Source organism: Bacillus mobilis, assembly GCF_001884045.1.
GTDB lineage: Bacteria > Bacillota > Bacilli > Bacillales > Bacillaceae_G > Bacillus_A > Bacillus_A mobilis.
The window spans coordinates 46,455-63,551 of the sequence record NZ_MACF01000090.1; the positions used below are offsets into that span (position 1 = coordinate 46,455).

Here is a 17,097-nt window from a genome sequence, read left to right on the forward strand (position 1 = left end):
ACTGCTTATTAGTTTGTGCCAAATCTTTTTATTGACGTTAATTAATGTAAGCGTTATCATTAAGTTGTTAACAGTACATACAAAGGGGAGAATGTATATGTTAGTTCAAACTATATTTGGCATGGATAAGTCTAAAAAATTAGGGGATTATGTGAACGCATTGCAAGCGCTTTGTGAAAAATATAATGTGGAAACAGATAAAATTGCAATTGTTGAGGCGACAGAAGAGTACTATTTATTTTTAGTGAAACAAGAAGATTGCTACGATGTTGTCAAAGTAGAAACAGTGGATACAAATATCGACTATTATACGAAAGCTTATAAAATAAGTAGTTTTAACCATACTGCTTTTCAAATGTAAAAAACTCCCGAAAGGGAGTTTTTTTAGGATGCTTTTACTTCATGAGATTCGTTTAGTAAGGGCACTTTTTTCGCACCGCTTAACTTAGCGATTATAAGGCCGATAAGAGCTCCGGCTAATGCTGGTATGAGCCAGCCGATTCCTTCATTATATAAAGGGATGAATTCAAAATATGGAGTGATAAATGAAACTGAAATACCACCTTGTTTTAATCCATCAAATACGCTTACGAATGCTGCTCCAATTAAAGCACCTACATAAACAGAGCGATATCCACCGAAATATTTATGAAGTAATGATAGTAGAACAAGAACAATTGCAATTGGATATACAACAAGTAGAATTGGAACAGAGATGGCGATAATTTTTGTTAATCCTAAGTTGGCAACTAATAATCCTAATGCACAAATGATGCTCGCGAACATTTTGTATGAAAATGTAGTTAATAAGGTTGAGAAATACTGACTACATGCAGATACAAGTCCAACGCATGTCGTTAAGCAAGCGAGTGTAACGATAAGAGATAATAGCAGTAAACCGTATGGACCGAATAATTGTTGTACGATAACAGTAAGTAATTGTCCTCCGTTTTTTGCATATCCGAGAGAGACGCTAGTTGCACCGAGCCAGCCAAGTGCACCATATACAAGTACGAGACCAGTAGCGGCAATAAATCCTGCTTTCGCTGTTGCGATGGCAATGGATTTACGATCTTTTACACCTTTAGAGCGAATGGCATTTACAACGATAATTCCAAATGCAAGCGCAGAAATGGTATCCATCGTTAAGTATCCTTCCATAAAGCCTTTGAAGATTGGAGAAGTTTGATACTCTTGCATTGCTGGTCCAGATTGCCCGAGTGGTGTAAATACACTTTTAACAAATAATAAGAAAATAGAAAGTAATAAAATAGGTGTTAATATATTTCCGATGTGATCGACAAGTTTGGATGGATTTAAACTAAGCCAAAATACGATAGCGAAGAAGACGACCGTATATAAAAATAGTGCTAGGTTACTAGAGCGAATTGTTTCTGGTAAGAAGGAACTAACGCCCATTTCATAAGCGACATTCGCAACACGTGGAATTCCCATAGAAGGACCGATTGCGATGTATACAACTACAGTAAAGAAAATTCCGAATAATGGGTGAACATGACTTGCGAGTTGTTGCATACCGTTTCCTGATAAAGAAATTGCAATAACAGTTAATAAGGGTAAACCAACTCCTGTTAGTAAAAATCCAATCATTGCCGGCCAAAAATTTTCACCTGCATTTTGTCCAAGCATGGGAGGGAAAATTAAATTACCTGCCCCAAAAAATAAAGAAAATAGCATAAGACCCGTGAAAAAAATGTGTTTTTTTGATACAGTGTTCATTGTTTTTCCTCCTTTTTTAAATTCATTTGTAAGAACACAAAAAACTCGTCCCTAAAGAAAGGGACGAGTTATATTTACCCGCGATACCACCCTAATTTATACATGTAGAAATGAGTCTATATGTATACGGCTTTACAACGTACAACATGATACGTGTTCCTTGTAACGGTGGACAGCCGGTAAGAACTTACTGTAACATTCGGTTCTACTTCTCGGAGATGATTTTCGGCTACGCACTGAACGTTGGCTTTCAGCAATTCGCCAACTCTCTGGGGGACAGTCCTATAACGTACTCGTTCTCGTCAATGAATTTTTATTCAAGTATTCTGACAGTATTGTTGCATGTTTTTTTTTGAAAGTCAATATATTTTTTGAAAGGCATATTTACATACGGAAGTATTCAATGTGATATTCGTTGATGTGAAGGGAATGTTGGATTGTAAAACGGGAGTAAAAATTTGTAGAGAATTGTAAAAATTGTAGAGAAAGTTGATATTTATAGGAGTAAAGAAGGTATTGTTTAAATTTACAGAGAATAATACAACAATCCACTTGCTGGAAAGAACAAACCAAAAGAGGTGACTGAAATGCTTGCGATGGGAGTATTATTTGGCATTATTGCTATAATTGGTTTTATGTGGTTATATTATTCGCGTTCGTTTAAACAAGCAGAAGTTTTACTCTTTCAAAAAGGTAGTTTGTTGACAAGTCAGTCTAGATATTTAGTATGTCCGAAGTGTGGAAGTGCACAGGCCAGAAGTGGAGGGTATCAAGAGTGTTGCAAAATTAGATTATGAAAGAAGGAAGCCTCACATTATTTTGTGAGGCTTCCTTCCTTACAATTTCATGGCACTCCAAATTGTCCACCGATCTCTTTCAATGATAGGAGAGGTGTTTTGTAAGGCGGTCTGGACCTGTTGTAGAAGTTGAGAAAGCTCATGATCTGTTAATTCGTATAGAATGGATCGACCTGTTCGAGGTGATAAATCTTGTAACAATGCTTCTACAGAATCATGTATTTTGCGTACTTCCCATTGTGTTTGAGTGGGAAACACGTGAAGAAAATATTTTTGTAATTCTTGTTGTATCGTGGTGGTTTTTGGTCTCCTTTTTGCTTCTATTTCAATAAGTTTTGGAAAGATGGAGAAAAAATACCCACGAATGTGTTCGGGGCTTCCTGGAATTGTACAATCTTCAATGGTGCGGTCTTGTACAATGAGTACACCGTTTTTCTTTAATATACGAGAAGCTTCACTTAGAAATGTAGGAATGTCTTGTAAATGATGAATCACTGCGCGCGAAATCACAATGTCGAATGTTTCATTAGGATATGGGACGCTATGTGCATCACCATGAATGAAAGAAATGTTTGGAAAACCGCTACAATTTTCTTTTGCTGCCTGTAATATTTCTTTTGAAAAATCAAGCCCAACAACACTTTTTGCTCCCATAAAGGCGAGTTCTTTCGTATAAATACCGCCACCACAGCCGATATCGATTATTTGCTTGTTTTGTATATTTGTAATACTTTTGATCATTTCACCCCAAGAAATATGGGCGTTTCGCTGTGCGTATGTGTATTTATTATTTGCATCGTGAAAATTAATGGACATGAAAAAGACCTCCTTTCAATGCTTAGTATAGCGTATTTTATAGTGTGTCACGTTTTTGTTTTTTGTATGAAGAGTATAAGGATTTCTTATTGTAAAGGGAGGTAATAACAGTAAATAAGAATCTATAAAAATTTACAATTACAGGTTTTATATTTTACAGAATTCAACCTATAATATTTTCAGGTGATGAAAAGGGGGGGGAAAGGATGAAAACAACACGTACTTGTAAAATCAATTCTATTACAAAAGAACAAACGGAAGCTTTAATTACTTTGATCCGTACGTTCGAAAGTGCAAAACGATATAGTTTTAATCGTTTGATTGAGGGCGAAAACGAGAAAGAATTGATAAAAAAACTACAACCTAAATATTTGTTAAATAAACGTTTTTGTGAAGATGCGATTTTACAAGCGCAAACGATCCTTTTCTCTCAAAAAGAACTTCTTCCTGTTTACCTAGAAAACAATCAAAAAAAGTTAGAAAAGACGTTACAAAAAATAGATGATTATGAGCGCGGCAAAAAAAGACCTAAACAAGTTGCATTAGAAACTTGTTTAATTGGCTTAAGAAAACGAAAACAAAAATTAGAACAAAAAATTGAAATGTATGCAAAACATATTAAAAATAAAACATTACCTCCTATTATTTTTGGTGGGCGGAAAAATTTCTATGAAAGAATGAAAAACAAGATATCCAATCAAGAATGGAAAGATTTGCGGACACGACAATTATATTCTCGTGGAGATAAAAGCAAAAAAGGGAATTTGAACATGCGCATTACAGTTGATGACTGTGGGCAAGGATGGTTAGAAATTGCAAATCCATTAGGACGAACAAATGGAAAAACAAAAAGCCCACGAATCAAAGTTCCGATTATCATTCCATATCATTTTTATCATCAAATCACAAATGTCGTTATGGGAAAGCAACTCGGTGTAAATCCAAAAGGAAAACCGATTATAGAGCATCAAAAATATAGTGTAGAAATCATTCGTAAACAAAATGAATTTTATGTAAATATTTCGTTTGATGAAACAGAAATAGGTCGTGTACTAGATTTCAAGGAAACACCACAATCAGATGTAATTGCAGGAATTGATGTAAATCCGGACCGCATTGCAGTTAGTTTATGTACAAAACAAGGTAATTTTAAAGGGTCAAAAAATTTTTATCTACACAATCTGAATGCGTTTTCAACAAATAAACGCGCCACGATAATTGGACAAATCGTACAACAAATTAAAACATGGTTGTTGGAAAACAATGTAGGTGGAATTGTTTTAGAAGATTTAAAGTTTCAACAATCTCATGATACTGATAAATACAGTAATCGTAATTTGCATCAATTTACGTATAAAAAGATGTTGAACAGTTTAATTCGTATGTCTCTTTGTAACGGATTTTCTGTTAAAACAGTAAACCCCGCTTATACAAGTGTGATTGGAAAATTAAAATACAGTAAAAATTTCGGTATTAGCGTTCATGAAGCAGCCGCCTTCACGATCGCAAGACGTGGATTAGAATTGCAAGAACAATTACCAAAAGAGATTATATTATTATTAAAAAAACAAATTACAACAAAACTGCGTATTCTTGTTGCTTCCATGGAAGAAAGTAAAAAGAATACGCAAAAAGTATATAAAAAATGGTTACAAACAATTCAAACGTGGAAAGAATATCACAATTGGAAATTGTGGAGCATTCTTCACAAAACTGTTTATATGAGCAATCAACAATTCGTATTTAAAATTTAAATGAGAAGGGGGGTACTGGTTTATTTCTTATAACCTCTTGCATACTACTGACTTGGATGAATGGTAGTATGCAAGGACAGATCGTTCCTAACAGGAACCTGCCGTCATTCTTTCACAATAGGTGGATGAAAAGGTCACAACGCTTACGGACAGGAAAAAGGTGAGATTCCTTTTCGGTAGTTGGCATTTGACTTGGTTCGCCAACAATTTATAGATTTTTATAAGAATTTTAAACCAGGATTAAGTTGAAAAGGAAATATGTAATGTTGTTGTTTGCTATGTTACTAGCATCTTGTAGTCAAGTTGAGCAAAAAAAAGAAACAAAAAAAGTAGAAGAGACGGTGAATGAAGTGAGAGAAACAATAGGGGTAACCGTTATACAAAAAAAAGGTAAAGAGAAAAAGTTACAGGAATCAGAAGCTAAGTTAGTAATAGATATTATAGATAAAGCGGAAAAACAAGACGTAACAGGTAGTTTTGGTGAGCCGGAATATGAACTGCAAATTAGTAGAGATGGAAAAAAAGAAATCTATTATGCATGGCTAAGAGGAGAAGATAGACGAGGATGGCTACAATATAAGAACGCTATGTACATGCTAAATAAACAAGATACGGAAAAGCTGTTAGCTATATTTCCAAATGTTTCAGAACAAAAAGAAGATGAGATGCAGGCAGGTACTTTAACGGAAGTAACAAAAAAAGATTTGCAGATAACCGCGTTTCATATTAAAGCAGGTGATCAAAAAGTGAATTATACGGTACGGTATACGATTTCACAATCACTATACAACAAGTTAGAGAAGGAACAAGAATATTATTTGCAAGTCATTTTCCCAGAAAAAGTTCAAAAATTAATTGGAGCAAAAGAGAGTGAAAAAATTTTAGGAGAAAAGGTAAAGGAAGGGTATAAACAGTATGAATTGCATGCTACTGTGCAGGTAAAAGATGCTTCAGAATCACAATTAAAGGCATTAGAAACATATTATGAAAATTACGATTTGAAAATATTAAATAGTAAAAAAGAGAAAATAGGTGTTTTTCAAAATATCATTCAAATTGTTAAAGAGTATGGTGAAAAAATGAATTTACAAAGATAAAGTGAAACTTTAATTACGGGATGAATGTAAAGTCTATACGGCCTTTCCTAGGAAATGATAATAGAGAGGGGGAGTCCCCTCTCTATTACTTTGCTTTTGCAGATGGCTCATTCATTGATTTTCGTGTAATAAGAAAAGAAATCATAAGAGCGGAGAGGATGATTAAAGCAATAAATACGTGATTTGGCAACAAATCTAATAATAATACGTAGCTAACGGTATAAAAAATAAGAGTTGAAGCTAAAAACGATAGAGCGCCTATTATGAGAGATTGTAAATTCATTTGTATACACCTCCTTTTATTTATATTTTTGGCTAAAAATGGATTAAATAAACATTATTTCTAACGATAGAAAAAAATATGTCATAATAGAGAAAGAACCAGCTTTAATGAATAAATATGATTCATTAATGAGAGATAAAGGAGAGGAATATGAAAAATAATAAAAAAGGATTATGGGGAATTATTGTTGCCATAGGTTTATTTTTACTTTCTAAGTTAAAGTGGGTATTTGCAATTTTTAAATTAGCAAAGTTTTCAACAGTATTTAGTATGTTTCTATCACTTGGTGCATACGCAGTTATATATGGTTGGAAATTTGGAGTAGCGCTCATTTATTTGTTGTTTATCCATGAAATGGGCCATTTATGGGCTGCGAAAAGAAAAGGTATACCAACATCACCAGCAATATTTATTCCATTTATGGGTGCTCTTATTGGGATGAAAGAGATGCCGAAAAATGCGAAAGATGAAGCTTACATCGCCTATATGGGGCCCCTTTTCGGATTGGTATCATTTTTACCTGCAATTCCACTTTATATAATAACGAAAGAGCCATTTTGGGCATTAATTATTTTGCTTGGAAGTATGATTAACTTTTTTAACTTGATCCCAGTTTCTCCATTAGATGGTGGACGAATTATCTCAGTTGTAAGTACAAAGATTTGGGGAGCAGGTCTTATTGTATTGCTCGGTTATTCCATTTACTTTAAAAGTATTTTGGGAGGATTTATTGTTATTATCGGCTGTATGGAATTATATAGAGTAATAAAGCGAGATGAGCCGATTAAGGAATTAGGATATAGAATTGATGGAATGAAAGAATATGTTGCAAGGCTTGAAGAGGAGTTAAAAGAAACGGGTGCAGTGCATCGGAATATATATATGATGCAACATGAAATAAATGTATTAAGACAAAAAGAAAGAGAGAAAGAATTAAAAACAGGAGAACTTCAAAAAATTGAAGTGTTAGAGTACCTTTTACCAAAGTTTGAGCCACTTGATTATGTTCCATATGAAGAGGAAAAAGAAACACATACAATTCATATAAGAGAAGCATTTGAAATGTCAGAAAGAAAATTACAGGAATGGAATACAGAAAAGAGTCAACAGGAAAACTATTATAAAGTGGATATGAAAACGAAATGGACGGTATTTGCTTGTTATATCGGATTAATGGCTATACTCGGTTACACAGCTTATGAAGGGTATATGGTTTTACAAGAACATTTGCCAACGAGGAATGTCTAGAAAAATATTGTCGAAATGATAGGAAGAATTTATACAGGAATTAGATTTCTACGAGAGAATGCTACAAGTATAGTACTACATTGTAATATCTCTAGTAGAGAAGGGGTTCTGTATATGAAAAAATTGTTAAGTATTTTTGGGATTATTATCGTGATGATCATTGCGAGTTATAGTCTTATGAAAGTTCTGTTACATTATGCGAATAAGCCTGCTGAGGTAAAGACGATAGCTCAAATAGAAGATGTACAAGAAGAGACAAAAGTACTGGATTTTATTCGTATGACACATGAAAGTTATAATAATTTCTTAAATTATGGTAAAGCAGAGAATTATACAGAAGGGGACTGGAACCAATTGAAACAATGGTTTCAACAACAAGAACCATCTTTAAAAAATATACATACGGAAATAAAGAATGGAAAATTAAAACGCGATGTAAATAGAAGTTATGAAATTGTAAAAAAAGGTGTGGAACTTCAAAATATTGAGTATGTAGTTTATGCACATCGTGTATACCATGACTTGGATATTATCGTAAATAAATATAGAGGTGAAACGAATATCTGGGGGTATACAGAGTTTGGATATGGGAAAGATATAAGGGTAATTGAACAAGCGATACAGTCCAAATAATAATAAGCTAGCTAGCATTCTAGTTGGCTTATTTTCTTTTGTAAGTGCAATGTTCATATATTTTTCACAAAAACACCGTGTGAATAGTGATTAAAATCACAATATGTACTATACAATTCAGTTAAACTAAAAACAGTTAAGGAAATAGAGGAGTGGGATACAATGTTAAGTGCAAAAACAATTGAAATCGTAAAGTCAACAGTACCATTATTACAAGAAAAAGGCGTTGAAATTACAACGAGATTTTATGAAATTTTATTTTCGGAACATCCGGAGTTATTGAATATTTTCAATCATACAAATCAGAAAAAGGGAAGACAACAACAAGCGCTAGCAAATGCTGTTTATGCAGCTGCAACGTACATTGATAATTTAGAAGCTATTATTCCAGTTGTAAAACAAATTGGTCATAAGCATAGAAGTTTAGGTATTAAAGCGGAGCATTACCCGATTGTAGGTACATGTTTACTACGCGCAATTAAAGAGGTTGCAGGTGCACCTGATGAAGTTTTAAATGCATGGGGAGAAGCTTATGGTGTCATTGCTGATGCATTCATTAGCATTGAAGCAGAGATGTATGAAGAAGCGGCACATAAAGAAGGTGGATGGAAAGATTTCCGTAACTTTGTAGTTGTTAAAAAAGTAAAGGAAAGCGATGTTATTACGTCATTTTATTTAAAACCTGAAGATGGCGGGAAAGTTTCTGCATTCATCCCAGGACAATATGTAACGATTCAAATAAATATCGAAGGTGAAACATATACACATAATCGTCAATATAGCTTATCAGATGCTCCTGGAAAAGAATATTATCGTATTAGTGTAAAGAAAGAAAAAGGTGTAGATACACCGGATGGTAAAGTATCTAACTACTTACATGATCATGTAAAAGAAGGCGATATGTTACCGGTAAGTGCACCAGCAGGAGATTTCGTATTAAATATGGATTCAACTTTACCAGTTGTACTAATTAGTGGTGGAGTAGGTATTACTCCGATGATGAGTATGCTAAATACGTTAATTGAACAAGACTCAAAACGTAATGTATGTTTTGTTCATGCGGCGATAAATAGTAATACACATGCAATGAAAGAACACGTTGAGGCAGTAGATAATGAATATGAACAAGTTAAAGCATACACTTGCTATTCTGCACCAACTGAAAAAGATTTGGAAATGAAGAATTTTGATAAAGAAGGCTTCATTGAAGCTGAATGGTTAAAAACTATTATCCCGACAACAGAAGCAGAATTTTATTTCTGTGGTCCCGTACCATTTATGAAACATATAAATGCTGCACTAACTGATTTAGGTGTGAAACAAGAGCATATTCATTATGAATTTTTCGGTCCAGCAGCAAGCTTACAATAAGGTGGATTTGAATAAGCGAAAAACGAGGTATTATTTTACCTCGTTTTTTATTTGTTCTCGTAATAGTCGATTTACCGTTTCACGGCGTATACCAATCAGTTGGCCGATTTCAGTTTGCGTTAAGATTTCATATATAGGAATGTCACCTAAATATAGTGTGAACCATTCTTGTAAACGATGAAGACGTTCTTTCGGAGAGACGGTTGTCAATTGATCGATACGCTGCTGCATCATTCTTAATTTTGATTGTAATTGCATAGCAATATTTGCGTATGATGCGGGATTTGCCTGAAGTTGATCGTACCATTCACTACTAATGATAGGTTCAACTTCTGTTTTCATTAAAGCGATTGCTGTACCGTGATACTCCTTCGGTGAAATTAAAGAATGGTGAGGTATCGTTTCACCTGGAACAATAATGTTGAATAAAAATGGTGTTCCATCTTCTTCGATCCTTACTACTTTTAATAAGCCTGTTTTTATAAAATATAAAGGACCGTCCTCGCCTTGACGGAATAGTACATCTCCTTTGTGTAGAATCAATGTTAGCCCCCCATTTAAACATTTCTATTTCTTTTATTGTAGCGTATATGTATAAAGACAATATGCTATTTAGACAGCAATTTCATTGACGAAATGTATGCTATTACAGTAGTATACTATTTAGTGTGTAATAGTACTAGCAATGAATACGCTGTAGGGGGTTTAGTATATTGTTAGATGCGATAAAAATGACGGATATGAGAATTCCGGCGAATGCTACCATTCATGTAGAAGAGATGAAAGGTGGAGTCGTATTATCCGTTGAAGTAGATGGCCAAATTATTTATACGATGGCTTATGATGAAGAAACCGATAGTTATGCCGAATTATATGATCGAAACGATAAGAGGGCGTGCCAAGTACATGAGGATTTTATGGGATGGTCACTTCTTCATTAAAAAAGATGTCAATATGACATCTTTTTTTATTAAACCGATAGAATATACAAAGAAATGAAATATAAGGATAAAATTTGTAATAAATGATTTTGCATTGTTAGCACTTTGTAACTGCAAGTAAACTATTTTTTCGCTATCATAAAGATAACAGTCGCAGTTATAGGAGTGGTCAACTTGAAGAAAGTACATATTTCAAATTATATGCTATTATGTGTTTGTTTAATTTTATTTGTTCTCTTAGGAGGATTTTTATATTCATGTGTATAAAAAAAAACGTATTCTAAAAAGAACACGTTATAAAAAAGAAGTAATAATTAATCTAGTCCCGAGAATAATTAATGTGATACGTAATAAATTAATTACGGCTTTACCACTTAATTTTGTATTGATATAAGCCCCGATTTTTCCGCCAATCCATGCACCAGGAATAAGAATTAACGCATAAATCCAGCTGACATTTCCAAGGGAGATGTGCGTTGCAGAACTTACAATGGCTGATAGAAATACGATAAACATCGAAGTTGCTACAGCGATATGTGCTGGGAATGCAAAAAGCAGCATCATTGCTGGAACAAGTAAGGCACCGCCACCAATTCCAAATAACCCAGATATAAAACCAACTATAAAGGCGATAAAGATAGCGAGAAGCGGTGGAAATTGATAGTGTACAGTGTTTCCTTCGTTATCGGTAAAAGAACGTTTAATTACCGTCATATTTGATAAAGAAAGAGGGTTTAATTTGTCTCGTAACATAAGAAGAATGGAGACAAAAATAAGGAAAATCCCAAAATATAAAGAAAATGTATCTTGGTTTAAAAATTTGTTTGCCCACGAGCCGATGATACCACCAGGGCCACTCCCGATAAATAAAATAAGTCCACTTTTGTAATCTACTCGTTTATGCTTCATATAAGTAAGGGTGGAAGATAGTCCTGTGAAAACGACTGTTACCATTGAAGTTCCTACTGCAAGTTGTGGTGATAGACTGTGTAATCCGATTAATAACGGAACAATAATAATTCCGCCACCAAGCCCGACTAGACTCCCGACTGTCCCGGCGATTAGCCCGATGAAAAGTAACATGATGTATTCCAAAATTGCCAACTCCTCTATATAACTTATCCACCAATTATTATACACGCTTTTTCATAAGAAAAAGGTTTGTTCACAAAAAAGTCGTCTTCCTAGAAAAATAAGGAAGACGACTTTTGATTAAAAGATTAAGTGTAATAAAGAGTAGAATAAAGCAGCTAAAGAAGCTGAAATAGGAAGTGTGATAACCCAAGTAATTAACATGCGTTTTGCAGTTCCCCATTTTACACCTTTTACACGATGAGAAGCACCAACCCCTAAAATAGAAGAAGAGATAACGTGCGTCGTACTAACTGGTAAGTGAATGAATGTTGCACCGAAAATAACAAGTGATGATGATAAATCGGCAGCTACACCATTTACAGGACGAATTTTCATAATTTGTCCACCGACAGTTTTAATAATTTTCCATCCACCGACAGAAGTACCAAGACCCATTGCAATCGCACAAGATAATTGTACCCAGAACGGGATGTCGCTAGAAGTATGATAGCTATTAGCCATAAGAGCCATCGTAATGATTCCCATTGCTTTCTGCGCATCATTTGTACCATGTGTATAAGCTTGTAATGCAGCAGTGAAAATCTGGAATATACGGAAGTTTTTGTTCGTCTTCGTTAAATTAAAGTTTTTAAAGACTACTTTAAATATACTGTATACGATATAACCAATAACAAAAGCGATAATTGGCGAAATGATTAAAGCTTCAAGAATTTTTATGAATCCTTTAAGATTTAATGAGCTAATACCGGCCGCAGCGATAGCTGCACCTGCGATTGAGCCAATGATTGCATGCGAAGAACTACTTGGAATACCGTAGTACCAAGTGATCAAATTCCATGCTATTGCCGCAAGTAAAGCAGCTAAAATTACAAGAGAACCATTTTGCAAGGCAAATGGATCAACGATATCTTTTGTAATCGTTTTTGCTACACCTGTAAATGTCATCGCACCTAAAAAATTCATAATAGCTGCCATAATAATTGCATGTCTAGGCTTTAGAGCTTTCGTTGAAACAGCCGTTGCAATAGCATTTGCTGTATCGTGAAATCCATTAATAAAGTCAAAAGCTAAAGCGCAAATGACTACTAAAACGGTCAGTAACAAGAGTGTATCCATGATCAAACTCCTTACGCGTTCTTCATAATAATTGTTTCTAATACGTTTGCAACGCTTTGGCAGCTATCCGCTACTTCTTCAAGCTCTTCGTAAATCTCTTTGTATTGAATAATTTTAATCGGATCTTTCTCACGAGAGAATAAGTGCTTAATCGCATGACGGCGAATATCATCACATTGTGATTCGTAATCCTTAATCTTAATCGCGTTCGTACGAATGTCGACTAACTTCTTTTTAGACAGTAGTTCAACAGAATTTGCAATCTCAATCGCACATTGATTAATTGCTTCAACGAATTTAATCATGTATTCATCAGCTTCTGTAATAGAATACATTTCGAATAGACCAGCACTATGATCTAATCCGTCTAATACATCATCCATACTCATTGCAAGTTGTAGGATGTCCTCACGTTCAATTGGAGTAATAAACGCTTTGTTTAGCTCCATAATGATTTCGTGAATAAATGAGTCACCTTTTGACTCATACTCTTTCATGCGCATAGAAAACTCTTTTAAATCGCTAGCATTTTTAATTTTATACTCCACGAAAAACTGCGCGCCTTCTTTTAAATTTTCTGAAACATTCATTAACATTTCAGAAAATTTATCTTTTTTTGATTTAAATACCATTATTAGTTACCCCCACAAAAGTAATATATGTAAAATATATTGGCTAGTCAATTCTAACAAAAAACTGTCGTTTTTTAAAACATTTTATCGAAAAGTTTACAAAAACTTAACATAACTCTCATTGTTGTATTAATAATATTAATAATCAATATTGAATATCTTACTTGTAGAATGTCCTTTTCTTGCAAAAAGTATGAATGTGAAAGAAAAGCTTTACACTACAGGAAAGACTACGTTATTATAATAAATTTAAAAGGAGGTATATTCTTCCTTTTGAAAAGAAGAGTGTAAACAAACGAAGGAAGTGAACGAATGAAATTGAAGAACACTCACTTAAAAAAAATGCAGGAGTGGTTCAATAAGAGGAAGAAACTTCGTAATTCATTAATTGTATTAGGAAGTTTACTTGCTACTCTATTTATTGCTATAAATATAATAATTTCCATTCAAGACATATCTGAATTAAAACAAGCTGTTCCGCAACCGACTTTAATTTATGATGCAAATAATGAAGTTGCGACTAAATTAGCTTCCTCTAAAACAGAAGGTGTTAAAAGGAAAGATATTCCTGACATTATGGTTCAGGCAATTGTTGCAGTAGAAGATAAGGAATTTTTTAACCATCACGGTATTTACTATAGTGGAATTATAAGTGCAGTTTTTAAAAATATTACAGCAGGAGAAGTTGTAGCAGGGGGCAGTACAATTACACAACAACTTGCGAAAAACGTATTTCTGACACAAGACCGCACATACTCTCGAAAAATAAAGGAATATTTTTTAACAAAAAAAATAGAGCGTACGTATACGAAAGATGAAATTATTGAAATGTATATGAATCAAATTTATTTTGGTGAAGGAGCTTGGGGGATAAAAAGGGCAGCTAAATCTTATTTTGATAAAGATGTAAAAGATTTAACAGCTTCAGAAGCTGCAACGATTGCTGGATTGATTAAAGCACCGTCTGCCTATTCGCCTTATAAAAACTTTAACAAGTCAATTGAAAGACGTAACGTCGTCTTAAGCTTAATGAAAGAGCAAGGATACATTTCTGACGAACAGTATAATAAAGAAAAAGAGAGCGGTCTTGTGTTAAAACGTGGTGTGGATGATAAATACAAGGGGAAATACTCTCAATATGTAGATTATATTGTTAGAGAAGCGATGGACAAGTACGAATTAACACAAAATGAAATTTTAGCGGGTGGTTATCGTATTTATACAGAGCTTGATCCGAAAAAACAACAGGCTGTGGAAGATGTTGTGAATAATGATAGTTATTTCAAAGATAGTGGCTCAGATCAGCTTATGCAAACGGGTGTAGTTCTTATGAATCCAAAAACAGGTGGTGTACCAGCTTTAGTTGGAGGCAGAGGGCCGTATCAGTTTTTACAGTTTAACCATGCAACCCAATTGAAAAGACAACCGGGCTCAACGCTAAAGCCTTTGGCTGTATATGTACCAGCGTTAGAGCAAGGGTATGAAGTATACGATATATTAAAAGATGAACCATTTAATATTAAAGAATATAAACCACAAAATAGCGATCATACTTTTCACGGTGATGTGACGATGTATGAAGCTGTGGCAAAGTCGTACAATGTTTCCGCTGTTTGGTTATTAGAGCAAATTGGATTGGATAAAGGTTTGAAATCTTTAGAGCGTTTTGGTATTCCATTAGTGCCAGAAGATCGTACATATCCGATTGCTTTGGGCGGGATGCATGTTGGGACCTCGCCATTTGTAATGGCCCAAGCGTATAGTACATTTGCAAATGACGGTGTTCAAGTGGAAGCTCATGCGATTAGGGAGATACAAAATGCTGAAGGTGAAACGATTGGAAAGTGGTATAAGAAAGAGACCCGGGTGACGAGCGAGAAAATTGCTCAAAAGATGACATATTTATTAAAAGGTGTTGTCGAAAAGGGCACGGGCGAAAAGGCGAAAGTTAATAATGTTGATACGGCAGGTAAGACAGGAACGACTCAAATTGTAAATGGACCAAGCACCGGTGCAAAGGATTCATGGTTTGTTGGATACACACCAGATTTAGTAGGTGCGATTTGGGTAGGGTATGATAAAACAGATAGTGATCATTATGTTCCGGGGGGAAGTCAAATTACGACGACAATGTTCCGGGATATTATGAAAAAAGCGAATACCAATCCAGCTCAAAAAGCATTCCAGTTATCACTCATATCTGAGGCTGATTATAAAAAACAATTGACTACAATAGAAGAGGAAAAACGAAGAAAAGAAGAAGAGAAGAGAAGGAAAGAAGAGGAACAACAAAGAAAAAAAGAGCAACAAGAGTGGATTGATAAAGTGAAAGAATGGATCCCTTCATTTTGGTAAAAGAAAGAGGCGAATAACGAAATTCGCCTCTTTTTCGTATGAAAAACAAAATGAAATTTTAAACGGTTGAAATTCTCCTTTCTCCTTACTAGTTACTATTCGTTAAGTATAATGTTCGTACTGCCAAAGGATTCGGAATCGTATGTGACGGTTATTTTTCCTTTACTAATAGGTTCGTAAGGTAATTCTTCTTCGTAATTACCATTATTTTCATTGTGGATAGAAAGTGTAATTTCATCGATTTTTTTATTTGTATATTGATCTTTAATCGTTTCAGCAATTTGAAGTAATGCTTCGGAACTAGAAGCTTTCGTAATAAGCATTCCTGTTATAACTTTTTTTTCATTATGTGTTGCATTGGAATAAGGGATGTTGCTTTGTTTTGTATACAAAAGTTTGTATGGAACGGTTTTTCTCTCTGCTTTTGATATAGTGGAATATTTTAGAGTTAAAAAAAATCCTACACATAAAATAATGCATACCATAAGAGCGAACCAAATGCGTATTAGTGACATAACTCTCATTTTCATCCCTCTTTCATATCTTTGACTTCACTATTTATCATACAAAATGAGGATTAAGGTAGAGTAAATTTGAGGTAAAGAAACGTAAAGAAGGAGCACTTATCCTCCCAAATAAGTGCTCCTTTCTATATAAAGAGAGATTTAATGCACGGTAAAACGATACATATTATTATAAATATGCTTATTTAGTGAAAATTAGTAAATTCGGAATACTGATAGTGTTGCAGTTGTATCGCCTGTGTTAGGAATAGAAATAGTGTTTGCTGTAGGCTGTACAGCAATCGTTGTACCAGCTTGTAAAGTAACGATTGTAGAGAACGAAACAGCACTACCAATAACGTTAGTTGAGAAATTACGAGTAGGTGGTTGGCCATTGAATGAAATACCGAATCCAAATGGTGAAGATCCTGGGAAAGTTGTAGATGCTGAGAAACTAATATCATATACGCCTGTTTCTAAAATTGTTAAAGTATCTGAAGTATCGTTGAAAGTGATATTATTTAATTCAAAAACTTGATTGAATTGGATGTTTGTTCCAGGTGATATAGTTTGTGGATTTGAGTTTCCGATTGCCGCGATAGTTACAGGAATTGGAGTACCCGCTGGTCCTGTTGCGCCAGTAGCACCTGTTGCGCCAGCCGGTCCTTGAGCACCAGTAGCACCTTGAGCGCCAGCCGGTCCTTGAGCACCAGTAG

The 17,097-nt window shown here is 34.4% G+C and carries 18 protein-coding genes and 1 other annotated feature; of the genes, 9 read left to right on the forward strand and 9 right to left on the reverse strand.

Annotated features, from left to right (window positions below):
• Positions 1–22: 22 nt before the first annotated feature.
• A complete protein-coding gene (locus BAQ44_RS16065) occupies positions 23–361 on the forward strand; it encodes a DUF3922 domain-containing protein (RefSeq protein ID WP_116758376.1) in 339 nt (112 codons plus the stop codon).
• Between the two features lie 23 nt (positions 362–384).
• On the opposite strand, the gene brnQ3 is transcribed toward BAQ44_RS16065, so the two are convergent.
• Positions 385–1,740: a branched-chain amino acid transport system II carrier protein BrnQ3 gene (gene brnQ3 / locus BAQ44_RS16070; protein WP_071722376.1), complete on the reverse strand. Its 1,356-nt coding sequence runs from the start codon at positions 1,738–1,740 to the stop codon at positions 385–387.
• Positions 1,741–1,796: 56 nt separating this feature from the next.
• Positions 1,797–2,055, reverse strand: a binding site (T-box leader).
• Between the two features lie 272 nt (positions 2,056–2,327).
• Here brnQ3 and BAQ44_RS16075 point away from each other — a divergent pair.
• Positions 2,328–2,537, forward strand: coding sequence for a hypothetical protein (locus BAQ44_RS16075; protein ID WP_061678630.1), 210 nt, complete (start codon positions 2,328–2,330; stop codon positions 2,535–2,537).
• 39 nt (positions 2,538–2,576) lie between these two features.
• On the opposite strand, the gene BAQ44_RS16080 is transcribed toward BAQ44_RS16075, so the two are convergent.
• On the reverse strand, positions 2,577–3,353 hold the full coding sequence (locus tag BAQ44_RS16080) for a class I SAM-dependent methyltransferase (RefSeq protein WP_071722378.1): 777 nt from the start codon (positions 3,351–3,353) through the stop codon (positions 2,577–2,579).
• A gap of 206 nt (positions 3,354–3,559) precedes the next feature.
• Between BAQ44_RS16080 and BAQ44_RS16085 the strand changes: the two genes are divergently transcribed.
• Together BAQ44_RS16085 and BAQ44_RS16090 are read left to right on the forward strand one after the other, a co-directional pair.
• A complete protein-coding gene (locus BAQ44_RS16085; protein ID WP_071722381.1) occupies positions 3,560–5,107 on the forward strand; it encodes an SSO2105 N-terminal domain-containing protein in 1,548 nt (515 codons plus the stop codon).
• Between the two features lie 245 nt (positions 5,108–5,352).
• The gene (locus BAQ44_RS16090; protein WP_063261786.1) at positions 5,353–6,204 is read left to right on the forward strand and encodes a YhfM domain-containing protein; all 852 of its coding nucleotides are present in this window, start codon (positions 5,353–5,355) and stop codon (positions 6,202–6,204) included.
• A gap of 85 nt (positions 6,205–6,289) precedes the next feature.
• Here the strand turns inward: BAQ44_RS16090 and BAQ44_RS16095 are convergent, their stop codons facing one another.
• The gene (locus tag BAQ44_RS16095) at positions 6,290–6,487 is read right to left on the reverse strand and encodes a hypothetical protein (RefSeq protein ID WP_001053353.1); all 198 of its coding nucleotides are present in this window, start codon (positions 6,485–6,487) and stop codon (positions 6,290–6,292) included.
• A 150-nt stretch (positions 6,488–6,637) separates the two neighbouring features.
• Between BAQ44_RS16095 and BAQ44_RS16100 the strand changes: the two genes are divergently transcribed.
• The 3 genes from BAQ44_RS16100 to hmpA all read left to right on the forward strand — a co-directional run bounded on the left by BAQ44_RS16100 (position 6,638) and on the right by hmpA (position 9,739).
• The gene (locus BAQ44_RS16100; protein WP_071722383.1) at positions 6,638–7,735 is read left to right on the forward strand and encodes a site-2 protease family protein; all 1,098 of its coding nucleotides are present in this window, start codon (positions 6,638–6,640) and stop codon (positions 7,733–7,735) included.
• A 114-nt stretch (positions 7,736–7,849) separates the two neighbouring features.
• Positions 7,850–8,368: a hypothetical protein gene (locus BAQ44_RS16105; RefSeq protein WP_071722386.1), complete on the forward strand. Its 519-nt coding sequence runs from the start codon at positions 7,850–7,852 to the stop codon at positions 8,366–8,368.
• 162 nt (positions 8,369–8,530) lie between these two features.
• Complete coding sequence (hmpA, locus tag BAQ44_RS16110) at positions 8,531–9,739, forward strand: NO-inducible flavohemoprotein (protein ID WP_071722388.1); 1,209 nt, start codon at positions 8,531–8,533, stop codon at positions 9,737–9,739.
• Between the two features lie 30 nt (positions 9,740–9,769).
• Here hmpA and BAQ44_RS16115 read toward each other — a convergent pair whose 3' ends face one another.
• Positions 9,770–10,282, reverse strand: coding sequence for a Crp/Fnr family transcriptional regulator (locus BAQ44_RS16115; RefSeq protein WP_000600576.1), 513 nt, complete (start codon positions 10,280–10,282; stop codon positions 9,770–9,772).
• 170 nt (positions 10,283–10,452) lie between these two features.
• Here BAQ44_RS16115 and BAQ44_RS16120 point away from each other — a divergent pair, with 170 nt between their 5' ends.
• The gene (locus BAQ44_RS16120; protein ID WP_061680307.1) at positions 10,453–10,680 is read left to right on the forward strand and encodes a hypothetical protein; all 228 of its coding nucleotides are present in this window, start codon (positions 10,453–10,455) and stop codon (positions 10,678–10,680) included.
• Positions 10,681–10,974: 294 nt separating this feature from the next.
• Here BAQ44_RS16120 and BAQ44_RS16125 read toward each other — a convergent pair whose 3' ends face one another.
• The 3 genes from BAQ44_RS16125 to BAQ44_RS16135 form a co-directional block, all read right to left on the reverse strand.
• The gene (locus BAQ44_RS16125) at positions 10,975–11,775 is read right to left on the reverse strand and encodes a sulfite exporter TauE/SafE family protein (RefSeq protein ID WP_000455763.1); all 801 of its coding nucleotides are present in this window, start codon (positions 11,773–11,775) and stop codon (positions 10,975–10,977) included.
• 117 nt (positions 11,776–11,892) lie between these two features.
• On the reverse strand, positions 11,893–12,891 hold the full coding sequence (locus BAQ44_RS16130; protein ID WP_061680306.1) for an inorganic phosphate transporter: 999 nt from the start codon (positions 12,889–12,891) through the stop codon (positions 11,893–11,895).
• An 11-nt stretch (positions 12,892–12,902) separates the two neighbouring features.
• The gene (locus tag BAQ44_RS16135; protein ID WP_000231446.1) at positions 12,903–13,523 is read right to left on the reverse strand and encodes a DUF47 domain-containing protein; all 621 of its coding nucleotides are present in this window, start codon (positions 13,521–13,523) and stop codon (positions 12,903–12,905) included.
• A 312-nt stretch (positions 13,524–13,835) separates the two neighbouring features.
• Here BAQ44_RS16135 and BAQ44_RS16140 point away from each other — a divergent pair, with 312 nt between their 5' ends.
• Complete coding sequence (locus BAQ44_RS16140; RefSeq protein ID WP_071722390.1) at positions 13,836–15,878, forward strand: transglycosylase domain-containing protein; 2,043 nt, start codon at positions 13,836–13,838, stop codon at positions 15,876–15,878.
• 95 nt (positions 15,879–15,973) lie between these two features.
• On the opposite strand, the gene BAQ44_RS16145 is transcribed toward BAQ44_RS16140, so the two are convergent.
• Complete coding sequence (locus BAQ44_RS16145; protein ID WP_071722392.1) at positions 15,974–16,402, reverse strand: hypothetical protein; 429 nt, start codon at positions 16,400–16,402, stop codon at positions 15,974–15,976.
• 195 nt (positions 16,403–16,597) lie between these two features.
• On the reverse strand, positions 16,598–17,097 hold a 500-nt coding region (locus BAQ44_RS29730; protein ID WP_116758374.1), incomplete at its 5' end, for a Gly-Xaa-Xaa repeat protein.